Below are 21375 nucleotides of genomic sequence, written 5' to 3'. Positions count from 1 at the left end.
TTCCTGCTACGGGTGGTGGCTGCCGGGGTGGTCCGGCTCCGGTGCGGGGCGCGGCCGCGCCGGGGGAGCCGCCGGGCCGGCCCCGCGCGGGGCGGGGGCCGGGCCGGCGGCGGAGGGGGACTCCGGGGACTAGTCCAGGGAGTCGACGAGGGCGAAGAGCTCGTCGTCGGAGGCGGCGTCGAGGTCGCTGTCGTCGGCCGCCAGGCGGGCCCCGGAGGCGTCCGGGCCGTCCAGGCGCTCCAGCAGGGCCCGCAGCCGCGGCGACAGGCCGTCGAGCGCGTGGCCGTCCGCCAGCCGCCGCTCCAGGGCGGCCTCCAGCCGGTCCAGCTCGGCGAGGACGGGCTCCTCCCGCGGCGCGCCCTCCCGGGGCAGCTGACCGTCGAGGAAGCCGGCGAGCGCGGCCGGGGTCGGGTAGTCGAACACCAGCGTGGCCGGCAGCCGCAGCCCGGTCGCCTCGTGCAGACGGCTGCGCAGTTCCACGGCGGTCAGCGAGTCGAAGCCGATCTCCTTGAACGCCCTGGCGGCCTGCACGGACTCCGCCGAGGCGTGCCCGAGCACGTCCGCGACCTGGGCGCGCACCAGGTCGAGCAGGGCCCGGGCCCGCTGCTCCCCGGTGAGGCCGGCGATCCGGCGGGCCGGATCCTGCCCGCCGCCGGTCTCGGCGGCCCGTCGGCCCGGGGCCCGGACCAGGCCGCGCAGCAGCGGCGGCACGTCCCCGCCCCGGAAGGCGGCCGGGTCGAGCCGGACCGCGACGGCCACCGGGTCGGCGCAGGCCCGGCCGGCGTCGAACAGCTCCAGGCCCTGCTCCTCCCGCAGCGGGGTCAGCCCGCCGCGGGCCATCCGGCCGAGGTCGGCCGCGCCGAGCCCGCCCGCCATGCCGCCCCGGGCCGGGTCGTCGAGCAGCCACGGGCCCCAGGCGATCGAGGTGCCCGGCAGGCCGTCCGCGCGACGGACGTGGGCGAGGGTGTCCAGGAAGGTGTTGGCGGCGGCGTAGCCGGCCTGTCCGGCGGCGCCGAACACCCCGGCGACCGAGGAGAACAGGACGAAGGCGTCAAGGTCCCGGCCGGCCGTCAGCTCGTGCAGGTTGACCGCGCCGTCCACCTTGGGGCGCAGGACGGTGGCGATCCGCTCGGGGGTGAGCGAGTCGATCACGCCGTCGTCGAGGACGCCGGCGGTGTGCACCACGGCGGTGACGGGGTGCTCGTCGAGCAGCGCCGCCAGGGCCGTCCGGTCGGCGGCGTCGCAGGCGGCGAGGGTGACCTCGGCGCCGAGCGCGGTGAGTTCGGCGGTGAGGTCGTCCGCGCCCTCGGCCAGCGGGCCGCTGCGGCTGGTGAGCAGCAGCCGGCGGACGCCGTGCGCGGCGACCAGGTGCCGGGCGACCAGCCGGCCGAGCGCACCGGTGGCGCCGGTGACCAGGACGGTGCCGTCCGGGCGCAGGGCCGGGGCGGCGGTGGCGTCGGCGGTGGCCCTGGTCAGCCGGGGCGCGGACACCGTGCCCCGGCGGACGACCAGCTGGGGCTCGTCGGTGGCCAGGGCGGCGGGCAGGACGGCGGCGGAGGCCTCGTCCCCGTCCAGGTCGACCAGGACGAACCGGCCGGGGTGCTCGGCCTGCGCCGAGCGGACCAGGCCCCAGAGCGGGGCGTGCGCGAGGTCCCGGACGTCCGATCCGGCCGCGTGCCGGGTGACGAACACCAGCCGGGAGTCGGCGAAGCGCTCGTCGGCGAGCCACTCCTGGAGGAGGGTCAGCGCCCGGCCGGTGGCCTGGTGCACCCGCTCGGCGAGCGGGCCCGCGCCGGTGGCCGGCCAGGTCACCAGGACGGTGCCCGGGGCGGCCCGGCCGACGTCGGTGCGGTCGGGATCGGCGCCGTGGACGTCGGTGCCGTGGAGGTCGGCCAGCTGCGGCCGGCCCGGCAGGCCGAAGGCCGGCTCGCCGAGCACGGCCCAGTCCGCGCGGTCCGCCGGGGCCGGGGCCGCCGGGAGCCGCAGCTCGGTCAGCTCGACCCGGTGGAGCGCGTCCCGGCCGCCCGTGCCGGCCCCGGTGATCGCCTCCGGCGAGACCGGACGCATCACCAGGGACTCCACCGAGGCGACCGGCGCACCGGTGGCGTCGGCGATGGCGAACGCCACCCCGCCGGTACGGGCCGGGGTGAGCCGGGCCCGGACGGCGGCGGCGCCGGACGCGTACAGCTCGACCCCGGTCCAGGCGAAGGGCAGCCGGCCGTGCGGGGCCTCGTCGGTGGAGATCCGCTCCAGCAGGGTGGAGGCGGCCATCGCCTGGAGCACCGCGTCGAACATGCCGGGGTGGATGCCGAACCGGGCGGCCGCGGCGCGACCCTCCTCGGGCAGCGCGACCTCGGCGAAGACCTCGTCCCCGCGCCGCCACAGTGCCGTCAGGCCGGCGAACAGCGGTCCGTAGGCGAATCCGGTCTCGGTGGCGCGCCGGTAGAAGCCGGTGAGGTCGATCGGCTCCGCGCCGGCCGGCGGCCAGGCCCGGAGGTCGAAGTCCGCGGCCGCGGTGCCCATGGCGAGCACGGCGTCGGCGTGGTGGGTCCACTCGCCCTCGGGGGCGTCCTCCGGCCGCGAGTGCACGGTCAGCGGGCGCCGGCCCGCGGCGTCGGCCGGGCCGACCCGCAGCTGGAGCAGCACACTGCCGGTGCGCGGCAGGACCAGCGGCGCGAGGTGGGTGATCTCCTCGACCCGGTCGCAGCCCACCTGGGCGGCCGCGTGCAGGGCCAGCTCGGCGTAGGCGACGCCGGGGACGACGGTGCGGCCCATCACCCCGTGCTCGGCGATCCACGGGTGGGTCCGCTCGGAGAGCGAACCGGTGAACAGGAAGCCTGTGCCGTCGGCCAGTTCGGCCATCGCGCCGAGCATCGGGTGCTCCGGCGAGCCGAGTCCGGCCCCGGCCAGGCCGACCGGGCCCTCGGCGTCCTCCAGCCAGTACCGCTCGCGCTGGAAGGCGTAGGTGGGCAGCTCGGTGCGGCGGGCACCGGGCAGCAGCCGGGACCAGTCGACCGCGGCGCCGCGCAGCCGCAGCGCGGCTAGCGCCTCGACCAGCGACTGCTCCTCGGAGCGGTCCCGGCGCTGGGCGGCGATCAGCGCGAACCCGGCGTCGGGCAGGCTCTCCCGGCCGGCCGCGGTGAGCACCGCGTCCGGGCCCAGCTCCAGGAAGGTGGTCACGCCCCGGTCGGCGAGCGCGAGCAGGGTGTCGTGGAAGCGGACGGCCTCGCGCACGTGCCGCACCCAGTACTCGGGGTCGGTGACCTCGGCCGGCAGCGGGATCTTCGGCTCGTGGTACGTCAGCGACCGGGCGATCGCGCGGAACTCCGCCAGCATCGGGTCCATCAGCGGGGAGTGGAAGGCGTGGCTGACCCGCAGCCGCCTGGTGCTCCGCCCGCGCTCGGCGAGCGTGCCGGCGACGGCCAGCACCGCGTCCTCCGGCCCGGCGATCACCACGGCCTCGGGGCCGTTGACCGCGGCCAGCGCGACCTGCGCGCCGAGCAGCGGGAGGACCTCCTCCTCGGTGGCGCGGACCGCCACCATCGCTCCGCCGGCGGGCAGTCGCTCCATCAGCCGGCCGCGGGCGGCGACCAGGCGGGCGGCGTCGGCCAGCGACAGCACCCCGGCCGCGTGGGCCGCGGCCAGCTCGCCGACCGAGTGGCCGGTGACGAAGTCCGGCCGCAGGCCGAAGGATTCGACCAGGCGGTAGAGGGCGACCTCGACGGCGAACAGGGCGGGCTGGGTCCAGCCGGTGCGGTCGAGCAGCTCGCCCTCCTGGAGCACCACCTCGCGCAGCGGCCGGTCCAGGTGCCGGTCCAGCTCGGCGCAGACGGCGTCGAAGGCCTCGGCGAACTCCGGGTAGACCTCGTACAACTCGCGGCCCATGCCGAGGCGTTGGGCGCCCTGGCCGGTGAAGAGGAAGGCCGTCCGCCCGGTCGCGACGGTGCCGCGCGGGCCGCGGCCGGCGGCCAGCGCCGCCAGGCCGCGCAGCAGGCCCTCGCGGTCCCGGGCCGCCACGGCGCCCCGGTGCGGCAGGGCGGCCCGGGAGGCGGTCAGCGAGTGGGCGAGGTCCGGCAGGCCGGTCTCCGGGTGCTCGGCCAGGAAGGCGGCCAGCCGCCCGGCCTGGGCCGTCAGCGCCTGCTCGGAGCGGGCCGAGAGCAGGAACGGCAGGACGCCGTGCCCGGCCGGGGTGGTCTCCCGGTCGGCGGGCTGCTCCTCGGGGGCCTGTTCGACGATGACGTGGGCGTTGGTGCCGCTGATGCCGAAGGAGGAGACGCCGGCCCGGCGCGGGCGGCCGGTCCCGGGCCACTGCCGGGCCTCGGTGAGCAGTTCGACCGATCCGGCCGTCCAGTCCACGTGCGGGGTGGGCTCGTCCACGTGCAGGGTCCGGGGCAGCACCCCGTGCCGCATGGCGAGCACCATCTTGATGATGCCGCCCACCCCGGCGGCCGCCTGGGCGTGCCCGATGTTGGACTTCAAGGAGCCGAGCTGGAGCGGGAGTTCGCGGTCCTGGCCGTAGGTGGCGAGGAGCGCGTTGGCCTCGATCGGGTCGCCGAGGCGGGTGCCGGTGCCGTGCGCCTCGACGGCGTCGACCTCGGCGGCGGTGAGCCCGGCGGTGGCCAGGGCCTGGCGGATGACGCGTTCCTGGGCGGGGCCGTTGGGGGCGGTGAGCCCGTTGGAGGCGCCGTCCTGGTTGATCGCGGTGGACCGGACCAGGGCCAGCACCGGGTGCCCGTTGCGGCGGGCGTCCGAGAGCCGCTCGACCAGCAGCACGCCCACGCCCTCGGCGAAGCCCGTACCGTCGGCCGAGGCGGCGAAGGCCTTGCAGCGGCCGTCCGCCGACATGCCGCCCTGCCGGTCGAACTCGGCGAACAGCCCGGGCGTCGACATCACGGCCACACCGCCGGCCAGCGCCAGGTCGCACTCGCCGCGGCGCAGCGCGGCCGCCGCCAGGTGCAGGGCCACCAGCGAGGAGGAGCAGGCGGTGTCCACGGTGATCGCCGGGCCCTCGAGCCCGAAGGTGTACGCCACCCGGCCGGAGATCACGCTGGCCGCGCTGCCGTTGCCCAGGTAGCCCTCGACCTCGCCGGGGACGCGGCGCAGCCGCGAGGCGTAGTCCTGGCCGCTGGTGCCGGTGAACACGCCGACCCGGGTGCCGTGCACCGAGGCCGGGTCGATGCCGGCCCGCTCGAAGGTCTCCCAGGAGGTCTCCAGCAGCAGCCGCTGCTGCGGGTCCATGGCGAGGGCCTCGCGCGGGCTGATGCCGAAGAAGGCGGCGTCGAACTCGGCCGCGTCGTGCAGGAAACCGCCCTGGCCGCCGGGCTCCCAGCCGCGGTCGGCGGGGAAGCCGCTCAGTGCGTCGCCACCGGCCAGCAGCAGCTGCCACAGGTCCTCGGGCGAGGCGACCCCGCCGGGGTAGCGGCAGCCCATCGCGACGATCGCGATGGCGTCCTGGTCGGAGCCCGGTGCGGCCGGGGCCGCCGTCACCGCGCCGGCGGCCGGGGCCTGCCCGTCGAGCAGCCGGCCGCGCAGGTGGCGGCCGAGCGCGGTGGGCGTCGGGTGGTCGAAGACCAGGGTGGCGGGCAGGCGCAGCCCGGTCGCCGTGCTGAGCCGGTTGCGCAGCTCCACCGCGGTCAGCGAGTCGAAGCCGAGGTCCTTGAACGCCCGGTCCGCCTCGATCGCCTCGGCCGAGCCGTGCCCGAGCACCGCGGCCGCGTGGCCGCGGACCAGGTCCAGCAGCAGCTCCGTCCGGTCCGCCTCGGGGAGGGCGGCGAGTCGGCGGGTCAGCGCCGAACCGCTCGGCCCGGACGCCGCCTCGGCCTTGCGCCGGGCCGGGGCCCGGAGCAGGCCGCGCAGCAGCGCCGGGACGGGCCCCCGCCCGCGCCGGGCGGTCAGGTCGAGGTCGGCCGGCATCAGCAGCGGCTCGTCCAGCAGGGCGGCCGCGTCGTACAGGGCCATGCCGAGCTCGGAGCCGAGCGGGGTCATGCCGCCCTCGCTCATCCGCTCGACGTCCCGGGCGTCCAGGTGGCCGGTCATGCTGCTGCGCTGCTCCCACAGGCCCCAGGCGAGCGAGGAGCCGGCCAGGCCGTGGGCGCGGCGGTGCTGGGCGAGGGCGTCCAGCAGCGTGTTGGCGGCCGCGTAGCCGCCCTGGCCCGCGCCGCCGAGCACACCGGCGGCGGAGGAGAACAGGACGAAGGCGGCGAGGTCGTGGCCGGCCGTCAGCTCGTGCAGGTTGAGCGCGCCGTCGGCCTTGGGCCGCAGCACCGTGTCGATCCGCTCGGGGGTGAGCGAGCCGATCACGCCGTCGTCGAGGACGCCGGCGGTGTGGACGACGGCGGTGAGCGGGTGGTCGGCGGGGACGGCGGCGAGGGTGGTGGCGAGCTGGTCGCGGTCGGCGGCGTCGCAGGCGGTGACGGTGACGGTGGCGCCGAGCGCGGTGAGTTCGTCGGTGAGCTCGGCGGCTCCCGGGGCGTCGGGGCCGGTGCGGCTGGTGAGCAGCAGGTGGCGGACGCCGTGCTCGGTGACCAGGTGGCGGGCGAGCAGGGACCCGAGGGTGCCGGTGCCGCCGGTGATCAGCACGGTGCCGGCCGGGTCGAGCGCGGGCGGTACGGTCAGCACGACCTTGCCGATGTGCCTGGCCTGGCTGACGTACCGGAAGGCGTCGACCGAGCGGCGGACGTCCCAGGTGGTGATCGGCAGCGGTCGCAGCGCACCGGCCTCGAACAGGGCGACCAGCTCGGTGAGCATCCGCTGGATCCGCTCCGGACCGGCCTCGAACAGCTCGAAGGCGCGGTACGCGACGCCGGAGTGCCGGGCGGCGACCTCCTCGGCGTCCCGGATGTCGGTCTTGCCCATCTCGACGAACCGGCCGCCGCGGGGCAGCAGTTCGAGCGAGGTGTCGACGAACTCCCCGGCCAGCGCGTTGAGCACGACGTCCACGCCGCGGCCCCCGGTGGCCGCCAGGAACCCGCGGCCGAAGTCCAGGGTGCGGGAGTCGGCCAGGTGGGCGCCGTCCAGGCCGAGCGGCCGCAGCGCCTCCCACTTGCCGGTGCTGGCCGTGCCGTAGACCTCGGCGCCCAGGTGGCGGGCGAGCTGGACGGCGGCCATGCCCACGCCGCCGGCCGCGGCGTGCACCAGGACGGACTCGCCGGCGCGCAGGCCGGCCAGGTCGGTCAGGGCGTAGTAGGCGGTGAGGAAGACGATCGGGGTGGACGCGGCCTCGGTGAAGTCCCAGCCCTGCGGCATCCGGACCAGCAGGCGGTGGTCGGTGACCGCGGTGGTGCCGAAGGAGCCGGCGAACATGCCCATCACCCGGTCGCCGGGGGCGAGCGCGGTGACGTCGTCGGCGACCTCCAGGACGGTGCCGGCGCCCTCGTTGCCGAGCAGGCCGGCCTGGCCCGGGTACATGCCGAGGGCGTTGAGCACGTCGCGGAAGTTGAGGCCGGCGGCGCGCAGGGCGACCCGGACGTGGCCGGGGGCGAGCGGTTCCAGGGTGTCCGGGCAGGCGGTCAGGGTGAGGTTGTCCAGCGTGCCGCGGCCGGTGGTGTCCAGCCGCCAGGGCGTGCCGGCGGGCGGGGTGAGCGCGCCGGAGCTTGCCGCGCGGGCCAGCCGGGCGGCCAGCACCGTCCCCTCGCGCAGGGCGAGTTGGGGCTCGCCGGTGGCGAGGGCGGCGGGCAGCGCGGCGGCCGAGGCGGCGGTGCCGTCCAGGTCGACCAGGACGATCCGGTCCGGGTTCTCGGACTGCGCGGAGCGCACCAGGCCCCACGCGGCGGCGCCGGCCAGGTCGGTGACGGCCGCGCCGGGGCGGACGGCGATCGCGCCGGTGGTGGCGAGGACCAGCCGGGCCCGGTCGAAGCGGTCCTCGGCCAGCCAGGTCTGCAGCAGCTCCAGCACCCGGTGGGTGACGGCCCGGACCTGCTCCGCGGCGCTGCCCTCGGCCGGCGCCTCGATCCGCACCAGGACGGCCTCCGGCACCTCGGTGGGCAGCGCGTCCAGGCTGTCGGTGCGGAACGGCTCGACGGTCTCCTCGGGGAGCGGGACGGCCGTCCAGTCGAGCCGGAACAGGGCGTCGGGGGTGCCGGGCCGGGCGACGGTGCCGGGGGTGGCGATCGGGCGCAGCACGAAGGAGTCGGCGCTCGCCACCGGGGCGCCGGAGCGGTCGGCGGCCAGCAGCGAGACGCTGTCCGGGCCGGTGCGGCTGAGCCGCACGCGCAGCTCGGTCGCGCCGGAGGCGTGCAGGGTCACGCCGCTCCAGGCGAACGGCAGCAGGCCCAGGCCCTCGCCGCCGTCCACGTCGCAGCCCAGCGCGTGCAGGGCGGCGTCCAGCAGCGCCGGGTGCAGCCCGTAGCGCTCGGCCCGCGGCCGCTGGTCCTCGGGCAGCCGGACCTCGGCGTAGACGTCGTCGCCGTCCAGCCAGGCGGCCCGCAGGCCGCGGAAGGCCGGGCCGTAGCCGAGTCCGCCCTCGGCCAGCTTGTCGTAGTACCCGTCCAGGTCGACGGCGGTGGCCCCGGCGGGCGGCCAGGCGGTCAGGTCCTCGGTGGCGGTCCGGGCGGACCGCGGGGCCTGGGCGAGCCAGCCGCTGGCGTGCCGGACCCAGGGGGCGTCCAGCGGCGCGTCCTCCCGCAGGGAGTGGACGGTGGCCTCGCGCCGGCCGTTCTCGTCCGCCGGGCCGACCCGCAGCTGGAGGGCGACCCCGCCGGTCTCGGGGAGCACCAGCGGGCTCTCCAGGGCGAGTTCGTCGACCCGGTCGCAGCCGGCCTGGTCGCCGGCGTGGACGAGCAGGTCGAGGAAGGCGGTGCCGGGCAGCAGGACCGAGCCGAGCACGGCGTGGTCGGCCAGCCAGGGGTGGGTGCGCAGCGAGAGCCGGCCGGTGAGCAGCAGGCCGTCGCCGTCGGCGAGGGTGAGCGAGGCGCCGAGCAGCGGGTGGTCGGCGGAGCCGAGGCCGAGGTCGACGGCGTCGCCGACGGTGGTCGCGGTGGTGTCCAGCCAGAACCGCTCGTGCTGGAAGGCGTAGGTGGGCAGGTCGATCCGCCGCGCGCCCGGGAAGACGGCCGGCCAGGCGACGGAGCGTCCCCGGACGTGCAGGGCCGCGAGCGCCGTGCGGAACCGGCCGGGTCCGCCGTGGCCCCGGCGCAGGGTGCCGGCCGCGACGGCGGTGGCCTCGGCGGCGTCCAGGGTGTCCTGCACGGCGGAGGTGAGCACCGGGTGCGGGCTGACCTCGACGAAGAAGGCGTGGCCGTCGGCGGCGAGCGCGCGGACGGCCTCCTCCAGCCGGACGGTCCGGCGCAGGTTGCGGTACCAGTACGCGGCGTCCAGGGCCGCGGTGTCCAGCCAGGCGTCGTCCACGGTCGAGTAGAACGGCACCTCGGAGGTCCGGGGGGCGACCGGGGCGAGCAGGGTGAGCAGCTCGTCCTGGATCCGTTCGACGTGGGCGGAGTGCGAGGCGTAGTCGACGGGGACGCGCCGGTTGTGGACGCCCCGGGCGTCGAGGGCCGCCTGGAGCTCGTCGAGGGCGTCGGCGTCGCCGGCCACGACGACGGAGGCGGGGCCGTTGACGGCGGCGACGGAGATCCGCTCCTGCCAGGGGGCCAGGTCGATCCGCTCGGCGGGCAGCGAGACGAGCAGCATGCCGCCGTGGCCGGCGATGGTGGTGATGGCCTGGGAGCGGAGGGCGACGACGCGGGCGGCGTCGTGGAGGGTGAGGGCGCCGGCGACGGTGGCGGCGGCGATCTCGCCCTGGGAGTGGCCGATGACGGCGTCGGGGTGGACGCCGTGGGCGTGCCAGAGGGCGGCGAGGGAGACCATGACGGCCCACAGGGCGGGCTGGACGACGTCGACGCGGTCGTAGCCGGGTGCGCCGGGGGTGGCGCGCAGGACGTCGAGGAGGTTCCAGTCGGTGAACTCGGCCAGGGCGTCGGCGCATTCGGTGATGCGGGCGGCGAACACCGGCTCGGTGTCCAGGAGTTCGACGGCCATGCCCGCCCACTGCGAGCCCTGCCCGGGGAAGACGAACACGGTCTTGCCGGTCACGTCGGCCGTGCCGGAGACCAGCTGGGCGGGCTCCTCGCCGGCCGCGAACGCGGCCAGGGCGTTGGCCAGTTCGGCGCCGTCCTCGGCGAGGACGGCAGCGCGGTGGGCGAACTGCGCGCGGGAGGCGGCCAGGGAGTGGCCGAGGTCGGGCAGGGCGGCGGCGGGGGTGGCGGTCAGGTGGTCGTGCAGGCGCCGGGCCTGGGCGCGCAGGGCCTGGTCGGTCCGGGCGGAGAGGAGGAAGGGGAGCGCGCCCGGTGCGGCGGCCGCCGCGGCGGTCTCCTCGGCGGGCTGCTCCGCGGGCTGCTCGTCGGCCTGCGTCCCGGCGGGCTGCTCGGCCGACGGCTCGGCGGGCTGCTGCTCGGGGGCCTGCTCCTCGGGGGCCTGTTCGAGGATGACGTGGGCGTTGGTGCCGCTGACGCCGAAGGAGGAGACCCCAGCCCGGCGCGGGCGGCCGGTCTCGGGCCAGTCCCGGGCCTCGGTGAGCAGCTCGACCGATCCGGCCGTCCAGTCCACCTGGGAGGACGGCTCGTCCACGTGCAGGGTGCGCGGCAGCAGCCCGTGCCGCATGGCCAGCACCATCTTCATCACACCGGCGACGCCGGCGGCGGCCTGGGTGTGGCCGATGTTGGACTTGATCGAGCCCAGCAGCAGCGGGAGTTCACGCTCCTGGCCGTAGGTGGCCAGCAGCGCCTGGGCCTCGATCGGGTCGCCGAGGCGGGTGCCGGTGCCGTGCGCCTCCACGGCGTCCACGTCGGAGGTGGACAGCTGGGCGTTCGCCAGCGCCTGGCGGACGACCCGCTGCTGGGAGGGGCCGTTGGGGGCGGTCAGACCGCTGGACGCGCCGTCCTGGTTGACGGCGCTGCCACGGACCACGGCGAGCACCGGGTGCCCGTTGCGGCGGGCGTCGGAGAGCCGCTCCAGCAGCAGCATGCCGACGCCCTCGCCCCAGCCGGTGCCGTCCGCCGCCTCGGCGAACGCCTTGCAGCGCCCGTCCGAGGCGAGTCCGCGCTGCTTGGAGAACTCCACGAAGGACAGCGGGGTCGACATCACCGTGACACCGCCCGCCAGGGCGAGCGAGCACTCGCCGGAGCGCAGGGCCTGGACGGCGAGGTGGAGGGAGACCAGCGACGCGGAGCAGGCGGTGTCCACGGTGACCGCCGGGCCCTCCAGCCCGAAGGTGTAGGAGATCCGGCCGGAGACCACGCTGGCGCCGATACCGGTCGCGAGGTAGCCCTCGGCCGCCTCCGGGGCCCTGGTCACCAGCGCCGCGTAGTCCTGCCCGTTGGTGCCGGCGAAGACGCCGGTGCGGCTGCCGCGCAGCGACTGCGGGTCGATGCCCGCCCGCTCGAAGGCCTCCCAGGAGGTCTCCAGCAGCAGCCGCTGCTGCGGGTCCATGACCAGCGCCTCGCGCGGGCTGATCCCGAAGAAGCCGGCGTCGAACCGCGAGGCCCCGTACAGGAACGCGCCCTCGCGGACGTACGAGGCGCCGGTGCCGTCGGCGTTGCCGCCGAGCAGGCGGTCGGTGTCCCAGCCGCGGTCGGCGGGGAACTCGCCGACGGCGTCACCGCCGTCGGCGAGCAGCCGCCACAGGTCCTCGGGGGTGCGCACGTCGCCCGGAAAGCGGCAGCTCATCGCGACGATCGCGATCGGCTCGTGCTCCGCGGCCTCCAGCTCGCGGACCCGCTGACGCGTCCGCCGCAGGTCCGCGGTCACCTTCTTGAGGTAATCGACGACCTTGTCATCCGTCCGCATTGCACACCTTCCAGGCAGCGTTGTCCGCTCAGAGGCCGAATCAGAGGCCGAATTCCGCATCGATCAGGGAGAGCACCTCATCCACCGACGCGGATCGCAGTTCGAGGTCCGCCTCGACAGTGGCAGTCGCACCCGGGGCCGGGACACCCCTGACGGACACCCCTGCACCCCTGAACTCGCGCCACTTGCCCAGCAGGGTCTCCAGCCTGGCGGTGACCCGGCGACCGTCCTGGTCGTCCAGCTCGGCGGCGGTGAGCGCCGCCTCCAGCGCGTCCAGCCCGGCGAACACGTCCGCCTCCCCGGCGGCGTCCTCCGCCGGCGCCAGCCGCTCCGCCAGCAGGCGGGCCAGCGCCACCGGGGCCGGGTGGTCGAAGAGCAGCGTGGAGGGCAGCGGGAGGCCCGTGGCGCCGCCCAGCCGGTTGCGCAGCTCGACCGCCGTCAGCGAGTCGAAGCCCAGCTCAAGGAAGCCCTTCTGCGGTTCCACGGCCTCCGGCCCGCGGTGCCCGAGCACCTCCGCGGTGAGCCGCCGGACCAGCTCCAGCAGGATCCGCTCGCGCTCCGCCGGGGAGACGCCCGCCAGCCGTGCCGCGAGCGCCGTCCCGTCCTCGGCCGCCCCGCCCCCGGCCGACCCGGCCGGGCCGTCCCGGTCCGGGGCCAGCGCCCGGACGGCCGGGAGCTCGGCGAGCAGCCGGCTGGGCCTGGCCGCGACGAACCCCGGTGCGAACCGGGACCAGTCCACGTCCACCACGGCGAGCGCGGTGTCGCCCTGGGCGAGCGCGGTGTCCAGGGCGGCCAGCCCCGACTCCGGGGCCAGCGGGGTCACCCCGGTCCGCCGGGCCCGCTCCAGCACCTCGCCCCCGGCGGCCATGCCGCCCTCGTCCCACGGCCCCCAGGCCACCGAGGTGGCGGGCAGGCCGAGGGCCGCGCGCTGCTCGGCCAGGGCGTCCAGACAGGCGTTGGCGGCGGCGTAGTTGGCCTGCCCGGGAGCGCCGAGCGTGCCGCTGAACGAGGAGAACAGCACGAAGGCCGCGGGCTCCAGGTCCAGGGTCAGCTCGTGCAGGTGGCGGGCCGCGGTGGCCTTGGCCCGCAGGACGGTCTCCAGCCGCTGCGGCGTCAGCGCGTCGATCACGCCGTCGTCGAGCACCCCGGCGGCGTGCACCACCGCGGTCAGCGGGTGTCCGGCGGGGATGCCGGCCAGCAGGGCGGCCAGGGCCTCGCGGTCGGCGACGTCGCAGGCCGTGACGGTCACCGCCGCGCCGAGAGCGCCGAGTTCGGCGGTCAGTTCGGCCGCGCCCGGTGCCTCGGGCCCGCTGCGGCTGGTGAGCAGCAGCCGGCGGACGCCGTGCTCGGCGACCAGGTGCCGGGCCAGCCGGGCGCCGAGCGCCCCGGTGCCGCCGGTGATCAGCACCGTGCCCCCGGCGTCCCACCGGGGTGCCGCGCCGCGCCGCGCCGGCGGCGCGGGCAGCAGCCGCCGCCCGTACAGGCCGTCGGGTCGCACCGCGACCTGGTCCTCGCCGCCGGTGCCCCGCAGGGCCCCGCACAGCCGGTCCCCGGCCGGGCCGTCGACCTCCTCCGGCAGGTCCACCAGGCCGCCCCAGCGGTCGGGGTGCTCCAGTGCGGCCGCCCGGCCCAGGCCCCAGAGCGCGGCCTGCGCCGGGTCCGCGACCTGCTCGCCGACCGACACGCCGGCCCGGGTCGCGCACCAGAGCGGGGCGTCCACGGCCAGGTCGCCGAGGGCCTGGAGCAGCGCCACGGCGCCGGCCGTGACGGTGCGCTCGCAGGCGCCGTCCGCGAGGGCCAGCAGCGACAGCACACCGGCCGGGGCCGCGCCGTCCAGGGCCCGCCGGAGCGGGCCCGCCAGGGCGCCGCGGTCGAGGCCGTCCGGGCCGACCGTCACCCGCAGCAGGTCCGCGCCGTGCCGCTCCAGCGCCGCCAGGGCGCCCTCCACGGCCGCCGGGGTGCCCCCGGCCGGCAGCACGGCCAGCCAGCTGCCCGGCAGCAGGGCGCTCTCGGGCTCCGGAAGGAGTTGCCAGGCCGCCCGGTAGCGCCAGGAGTCGAGCCGCGAGGCGTCCCGCTTCCGGTGGCGCCAGGAGGACAGCGCGGGCAGCACCTCGCCGAGCGCGCGCCGCTCCTCCTCGGCCAGCCGCAGGCTCGCGCCGAGCGCGGCCAGGTCCCGCTGTTCGACGGCCTCCCAGAAGGCGGTGTCCACCGGGTCGGCCACCGGCGCGGGCCCGTCCAGCCAGAACCGCTCGCGCTGGAAGGCGTAGGTGGGCAGTTCCACCCGGCCGGCCGTCGCCCCGGCGCCGGCGAAGAAGGCCGGCCAGTCCACCGCGGAGCCGAGCGTGTGCAGCGCGCCGACCGCCCGGACCACGGACGCGGCCTCCGGCCGGTCCCGGCGCAGCGCCGGCAGCAGGGTGAGGCCGCCCTCGGACGGCGCCCCGGCCAGGCAGTCCCGGCCCATCGCGGTCAGCACGCCGTCCGGGCCCAGCTCCAGGAAGCGGGTCACCCCTTCAGCGGCCAGCCGGTCGAACACCTCGTGGAACCGGACGGCGCAGCGGATCTGGCCGGTCCAGTACTCCGCCGTGCACAGCTCCTCGGCGGTCACCGGGCGGCCGGTGCCGGAGACCACCGGGATCTTCGGCGCGTGGTAGGTCAGCGACTCGGCGATCGCGCGGAACTCCGCCAGCATCGGGTCCATCAGCGGGGAGTGGAAGGCGTGGCTGACCCGCAGCCGCCTGGTGCGGTGCCCGGCCGCGGCGAGCTCCTCGGCGATCCGCAGGACGGCCTCCTCCGGACCCGCCAGGACGACGGCGCGCGGGCCGTTGACGGCCGCCACGGCCACGGTCGACCCGTCGCCGAGCAGCGCCAGCACCTCGGTCTCGGCGGCCTCCACGGCCACCATCGCCCCGCCGGACGGCAGTTGCTGCATCAGCCGGCCGCGGGCGGCGACCAGTCGGGCGGCGTCGGCCAGCGACAGCACGCCGGCCGCGTGCGCGGCGGCCAGCTCGCCGACGGAGTGGCCGGCGAGGAAGTCGGGCCGCAGGCCCCAGGATTCGACCAGACGGTAGAGCGCCACCTCGACGGCGAACAGGGCGGGCTGGGTCCAGCCGGTGCGGTCCAGCGTTTCGCCGCCCTCGGCGATCACCTCGCGCAGCGGGCGCTCCAGGTGGCGGTCCAGTTCCGCGCACACCTCGTCGAAGGCGGCCGCGAAGGCCGGGAACGCCTCGCACAACTCGCCGCCCATGCCCTGGCGTTGGGCGCCCTGGCCGGTGAACAGGAAGGCCGTCCGCCCGGTCGTGACGGTGCCGCGCACCAGCTCGGGGGCCGGTCCGCCCGCCGCCAGCGCCTCCAGCCCGGCCAGCAGTCCGTCCGGGTCGGCGGCCACCACGGCCGCGCGGTGGGCGAACTGCGCGCGGGAGACGGCCAGCGAGCGGCCCAGGTCGGGCAGGGCAGGCAGGTCGGGGGCGGGGGTGACGGTCAGGTGCTCGCGCAGGCGCCGGGCCTGGGCGAGCAGGGCCTGCTCGGTCCGGGCGGAGAGGAGGAAGGGGAGCGCGCCCGGTGCGGCGGTGTCGCCGGGGTTCGGGTCGGCGGGCTGCTCCTCGGCGGCCTGTTCCTCGGGGGCCTGTTCGAGGATGACGTGGGCGTTGGTGCCGCTGACGCCGAAGGAGGAGACGCCGGCCCGGCGCGGGCGGCCGGTCTCGGGCCAGTCCCTGGCCTCGGTGAGCAGTTCGACCGATCCGGCCGTCCAGTCCACCTGGGAGGACGGCTCGTCCACGTGCAGGGTGCGCGGGACGGTGCCCCGGCGCATCGCCTCGACCATCTTGATCACGCCGCCGACGCCGGCGGCGGCCTGGGTGTGGCCGATGTTGGACTTGATCGAGCCCAGCAGCAGCGGGAGTTCACGCTCCTGGCCGTAGGTGGCCAGCAGTGCCTGGGCCTCGATCGGGTCGCCGAGGCGGGTGCCCGTCCCGTGCGCCTCCACCACGTCCACCTCGGCGGCCGACAGCCCGGCCCGGTCGAGCGCCTGGCGGATCACCCGCTCCTGGGAGGGGCCGTTGGGGGCCGTCAGACCGTTGGAGGCGCCGTCCTGGTTGACGGCGCTGCCGCGCAGCACGGCGAGCACCGGGTGCCCGTTGCGGCGGGCGTCGGAGAGCCGCTCCAGCAGCAGCATGCCGACGCCCTCGCCCCAGCCGGTGCCGTCCGCCGCCTCGGCGAACGCCTTGCAGCGCCCGTCCGGCGCGAGCCCGCGCTGCCGGCTGAACTCGATGAACGAACCCGGCGTCGACATCACCGCGACACCGCCGGCCAGGGCCAGCGAGCACTCGCCGGAGCGCAGGGCCTGGCTCGCCAGGTGCAGCGCCACCAGCGAGGAGGAGCAGGCGGTGTCCACCGACACCGCCGGGCCCTCCAGCCCGAGGGTGTACGCGATCCGGCCGGAGGCGACGCTGGCCGAACTGCCGTTGCCCAGGTAGCCCTCCACCTCCTCCGGGACGGTGGTGAAGCGGGCCGCGTAGTCGTGGTACGAGACGCCGGTGAAGACGCCGGTCCGGCTGCCGCGCGCCGACACCGGGTCCACGCCCGCGTGCTCGAAGGCCTCCCAGGAGGTCTCCAGCAGCAGCCGCTGCTGCGGGTCCGTCGCCAGCGCCTCCCGCGGGTTGATCCCGAAGAACGCCGCGTCGAACCCGGCGGCCTCGTACAGGAACCCGCCCTCGGAGGCGTAGCAGGTGCCGGGCTGCTCGGGGTCGTCGCTGAACAGCGCGGCGGTGTCCCAGCCGCGGTCCTGCGGGAAGCCGCCGACGGCGTCCCGGCCCTCGGCGACCAGCTGCCACAGCTCCCCGGGGCCGCTCACCCCGCCGGGGTAGCGGCAGCTCATGCCGATGATCGCGACCGGGTCCTCGGCGTCCACCGGGCCGGCGGACGGATCGCCCGGGGAACCGTCCGCGCCGAGCAGCTCGCCCAGCAGCCGGGCGGCCACCGCCTCCGGGGTCGGGTGGTCGAACAGCAGGGTGCTGGGCAGCCGCACCCCGGTCGAGCGGGTGAGCCGGTCGCGCAGCTCCACCGAGGTCAGGGAGTCGAAGCCCTGCTCCTGGAACGGGCGGACGGCGTCGATCCCCTCGGCCGTCGGGTGGCCCAGGACGTCCGCCGCGAGGCCGCTCACCAGCTCCATCAGGGAACGGGACCGCTCGGCGACCGGCAGGCCGGCGAGATCGGCCCGCAGCGCCGAGGCGGCGTCGTCGGCGGGAGCGGGCCGCTCCTCGGCGCGCTCCAGGTCCCGCACCTCGGCCAGCGCGCCCAGCAGCGGGCTCGGTCGGACGGCCGTGAACCCGGGGTGGAACCGCGACCAGTCGACCTCGGTGACGGTCACGGTCGTGTCGTCCAGGTCCAGCGCCTGCTGGAGGGCCGCGACCGCGAGGTCCGGCGCCAGCGCGCCGAGGCCCATCCGCTTCAGCGGCTCCTCCTGCCCGGCCGACATCCCGTCCCCGGCCCACGGGCCCCAGGCCACCGAGGTGGCCGTCAGGCCGCGCGCCCGGCGCCGCTCGGCCAGCGCGTCCAGGAACGCGTTCGCCGCACCGTACGCGGCCTGGCCCCCGCCGCCCCAGACCCCGGCGACGGAGGACATCAGCACGAAGGCGTCCAGCTCCCGCCCGTCCAGCAGCTCGTCCAGGTGCGCCGCTCCGGTCACCTTGGCTCCGCCGGCCTCGGCCAGCGCGTCCGCGTCGAGCTCGCGCAGCGGCCCCATCGCACCCGAGCCGGCCGCGTGCACCACGGCGCTCAGCGGACCGACGGAGTCCAGCAGACCGGCCAGGGCCGCGCGGTCCGCGACGTCGCAGGCGGCCACGGTGACCCGCGCCCCCAGGCCGGTCAGCTCGGCCTCCAGGTCGGCCGCCCCGGCGGCCGCACCGCCCCGACGGCTGGTCAGCACCACGTGCTCCGCGCCGTTCCCGGCCAGCCAGCGCCCGATCCGGGCGCCCAGCGCGCCCGTGCCGCCGGTCACCAGCACCGTGCCGCGCGGCCGCCACTCGCGGACGGCCTCACCGCCGGCCGCGGTGCCGCCGGCCGCCGTCCCGCCGGCCGCCCGGACCAGGCGGCGCGCGTACAGCCCGTCCGCCCGGACGGCGACCTGGTCCTCGCCGGAGCCGCCGGCCAGCACCGCGGCCAGCCGGTCGCCCGTCCGGCCGTCCACCGCGTCCGGGAGGTCGACCAGACCGCCCCAGCGCACCGGGCACTCCAGTGCGGCCACCCGGCCCAGGCCCCACAGCGCGGCCTGCGCCGGGCTCGCGACCTGCCCGCCGACCGACACACCGGACCGGGTCGCGCACCAGAGCGGGGCGTCCAGCCCGGCCTCGTCCAGGGCGTTCAGCAGCAGCACGGTGTCCGCCAGGGCGGCCGGCACACCGGGCCGCGCCTCGCGCTCGTCCAGGGCCAGCAGGGACAGCACGCCGACCGGCGCCGGCTCGCCGGCGGCGGCGCGCAGCCGGGCGGCCAGCCCGGCGCGGCCCTCGCCCTCGGCCGCCGCGAGGGTCACCACCCGCGCGCCGCGGGCGCGCAGCGCTTCCAGGGCGCCGCCGGTCCCGTCCTCCGTCCAGCCGGCCGGCAGGACGGCCAGCCAGCCGCCGGAGAGCACCGGTGGACCGGCCGGGTCGGCGAGCCGCTGCCACTCGACGCGGTAGCGCCAGGAGTCCAGCAGCGAACGGTCCCGGCGCTCGCGCCGCCAGGAGGACAGCGCGGGCAGCAGCTCGCCCAGGGTCTCCCGGCCGGCGCCGTCGATCCGCAGGGTCTGCGCGACCGCGGCCACGTCCTGCTGCTCGACGGCCGCCCAGAAGGAGGCGTCCAGCGGATCGGCGACGGCCTCGGCGGCGGGCGTGACGTCCAGCCAGTAGCGGCGGCGCTGGAAGGCGTAGGTCGGCAGGTCGACCCGGCGCGCGCCGGAACCGGCGAAGAACGCCGCCCAGTCGGCCTTCACCCCGCGCTGGTGCAGCGCCGCCACGGCGGACACGGCGGTCCGGACCTCGGCCCGGTCGCGCCGCAGCACCGGCACGAACGCCTCGTCGCCGGCGGCGGCGTGGGCCCGCCCCATGGCGGTGAGCACGGCGTCGGGGCCGAGTTCCAGGAAGGTGGTGACGCCCTTCTCCCGGAGGGTGTCCGTGGCCTGGTGGAAGCGGACGGTGTGGCGGGCGTGGCGGATCCAGTAGTCGGGGTCGGTGAGGTCTTCGGTGGTGGCGGTGGTGCCGGTGAGGGTGGAGACGAGGGGGATGGTGGGGGCGTGGAAGGTGAGTTCGGCGAGGGTGTCGCGGAACTCGTCGAGCATCGGTTCCATGAGGGGGGAGTGGAAGGCGTGGCTGACGCGCAGCTCGCGGGCCTTGTCGAAGTGCCGGGCGATGGCGCGGACTTCGGTGGCGTCGCCGGCGATGACCAGGGAGTCGGGGCCGTTGACGGCGGCGATCGAGACCCGTTCGGTGAGCAGGGGTTGGATGTCCTGCTCGGTGGCGCGCAGGGCGATCATGGCGCCGTCGGAGGGCAGGTGCTCCATCAGGCGGGCCCGGGTGGTGACGAGGCGGGCGGCGTCGGGCAGGGACAGGACGCCGGCGGCGTGGAAGGCGGCGATCTCGCCGATCGAGTGGCCGGCGAGGAAGTGCGGCCGCACGCCCCAGGATTCGACCAGTCGGTAGAGGGCGACCTCGACGGCGAACAGGGCGGGCTGGGTCCAGCCGGTACGGTCCAGCGTCTCGCCGCCTTCGGCGATCACCTCGCGCAGCGGGCGCTCCAGGTGCCGGTCCAGTTCCGCGCACACCTCGTCGAAGGCGGCCGCGAAGGCCGGGAACGCCTCGGACAACTCACGGCCCATACCCGCCCGTTGGGCGCCCTGGCCGGTGAACAGGAACGCGGTCTTGCCGTTCACCGTCGCGGTGATCCCGTCGCCCTCGGCCAACGCGGCCAGCCCGGCGGCGAGTTCGGTGCGGTCCGCGGCGACCACGGCGGCCCGGTGCGCGAACCGGTCGCGGCCGGTGGCCAGCGAGTAGGCGAGGTCGGTGAGGTCCAGCCCGGGGTCGGCGTCCAGCCGGGCGCGCAGCCGGGCGGCCTGCTCCCGCAGCGCGGGGACGGTCTTCGCCGACAGCAGGTGCGGGACGAGCGCGGGGGCCGTCCCGGTCGGGCCGGCGGGCTGCTGCTCGGGGGCCTGTTCCTCGGGGGCCTGCTCGACGATGACGTGGGCGTTGGTGCCGCTGACGCCGAAGGAGGAGACCCCGGCCCGGCGCGGACGGCCGGTCTCGGGCCACTCCCGGGCCTCGGTGAGCAGCTCCACCGCGCCCGCCGTCCAGTCCACCTCGGGCGTCGGCTCGTCCACGTGCAGGGTGCGCGGGACGGTGCCCCGGCGCATCGCCTCCACCATCTTGATCACGCCGCCGACGCCCGCCGCGGCCTGGGTGTGGCCGATGTTGGACTTCAACGACCCCAGCAGCAGCGGCCGTTCGCGGTCCTGGCCGTAGGCGGCCAGCAGCGCCTGGGCCTCGATCGGGTCGCCGAGGGTGGTGCCGGTGCCGTGCGCCTCCACCACGTCCACCTCGCCGGCCGCCAGCCCGGCGCTCTCCAGCGCCTGCCGGATCACCCGCTGCTGAGCGGGGCCGTTGGGCGCGGTGAGCCCGCTGCTCGCACCGTCCTGGTTGATGCCCGACCCGCGGACGAGAGCCAGCACCGGGTGCCCGTTGCGGCGGGCGTCGGAGAGCCGCTCCAGCAGCAGCATGCCGACGCCCTCGCCCCAGGCCGTGCCGTCCGCGGCGGCGGCGAAGGACTTGCAGCGCCCGTCCGGCGCCAGCCCGCGCTGCCGGCTGAACTCCACGAAGCCCGCCGGGGTCGAGAGCACCGTGACGCCGCCGGCCAGGGCCAGCGAGCACTCGCCGGAGCGCAGCGCCTGGCTCGCCAGGTGCAGTGCCACCAGCGAGGAGGAGCAGGCCGTGTCCACGGTGACGGCCGGGCCCTCCAGGCCCAGCGCGTACGCCACCCGGCCGGAGGCCACGCTGCCGGCGCTGCCGTTGCCGAGGTAGCCCTCGACCTCCTCGGGGACGGACTGGAACCGCGCCGCGTAGTCGGCGGTGGCGATGCCGGCGAACACCCCGACCCGGCTGCCGCGCACCGAGGTCGGCGCGATCCCGGCCCGCTCGAAGGCCTCCCAGGAGGTCTCCAGCAGCAGCCGCTGCTGCGGGTCCATCGCCAGCGCCTCGCGCGGGCTGATCCCGAAGAACGCCGGGTCGAACTCGTCGGCCCGGTGCAGGAATCCGCCCTCGCGGACGTAGCTGGTGCCCGGCTTGTCCGGGTCGGGGTCGTACAGCGCCTCGACGTCCCAGCCCCGGTTGGCCGGGAAGCCGGAGATCGCGTCGACGCCCCGGTCGACCAGCTGCCACAGCTCCTCGGGCGAGGTGACCTCGCCCGGGTAGCGGCAGGCCATGCCGACGATCGCGATCGGCTCACGGCCGGCGTCGGCCAGCTGCCGGTTCTCCCGGCGGAGCCGCTGGATCTCCTTGAGGGAATCCCGGAGTGCCGCGACGACTTCCTGGGGTGCTGCGTTCATCACAATCTCCGTACGTCAAGCTCAGGTTC

2 protein-coding genes are annotated in these 21375 nt (G+C 77.1%); both read right to left on the bottom strand.

What is annotated here, in order from left to right; translation table 11 throughout:
- Positions 1-129 precede the first annotated feature (129 nt).
- The gene (locus tag ACFWP2_RS31980) at positions 130-11841 is read right to left on the bottom strand and encodes an SDR family NAD(P)-dependent oxidoreductase (RefSeq protein WP_380457981.1); all 11712 of its coding nucleotides are present in this window, start codon (positions 11839-11841) and stop codon (positions 130-132) included.
- Positions 11822-21346, bottom strand: coding sequence for a type I polyketide synthase (locus ACFWP2_RS31975; protein ID WP_380457979.1), 9525 nt, complete (start codon positions 21344-21346; stop codon positions 11822-11824). Before ACFWP2_RS31975 ends, ACFWP2_RS31980 begins: the two co-directional genes overlap by 20 nt.
- Positions 21347-21375: the final 29 nt, after the last annotated feature.

Source organism: Kitasatospora sp. NPDC058444 (genome assembly GCF_042721415.1).
Lineage (GTDB): Bacteria > Actinomycetota > Actinomycetes > Streptomycetales > Streptomycetaceae > Kitasatospora.
This window is presented reverse-complemented; position numbering and strand designations above follow the sequence as displayed.

Bases quoted from the DNA above. Each gene is read 5' to 3' on its own strand.
- ACFWP2_RS31980 (WP_380457981.1), bottom strand. From the start codon at position 11,841: ATGCGGAATTCGGCCTCTGATTCGGCCTCTGAGCGGACAACGCTGCCT.
- ACFWP2_RS31975 (WP_380457979.1), bottom strand. From the start codon at position 21,346: ATGAACGCAGCACCCCAGGAAGTCGTCGCGGCACTCCGGGATTCCCTC.